General features: G+C 45.0%; 1 rRNA gene. It reads right to left on the bottom strand.

Annotation, left to right across the window (positions count from 1 at the left end):
* Positions 1–110, bottom strand: a 23S ribosomal RNA gene (locus HP552_RS01045); the annotation flags it as partial.
* Between the last annotated feature and the right edge of the window lie 192 nt (positions 111–302).

Genomic DNA, 302 nt, shown 5'->3' with positions numbered 1-302 from the left:
CCCCGGATCAAAGCTTGCTTACAGCTCCCCGAGGCAGTTTCGTTGTTCGCCACGTCCTTCATCGGCTCCTAGCGCCTAGGCATCCTCCGTGTGCTCTTAGTAGCTTAACCAGTTGCTCCGATTTCGACTGCTCACTTCCCTTGTTTTGCTTACGCAAAGCCAAAAGTCGCTCCCATTTCGATACCATCGCAATACAGTTTTCACTATTTATTGAAACTTGTTTAACACAAGTTCAGCTAAAAGGAATGTTCTAATTCGCAATTTTCGTTTCGATATCTAGTTTTCAAAGAACAAGCTCCATG

This window comes from Paenibacillus xylanilyticus (assembly GCF_013359935.1).
Classification (GTDB): domain Bacteria; phylum Bacillota; class Bacilli; order Paenibacillales; family Paenibacillaceae; genus Paenibacillus; species Paenibacillus xylanilyticus.
Note: the sequence above shows the minus strand (reverse complement) of the source record. Positions and strands in the feature narration are given on the sequence as shown.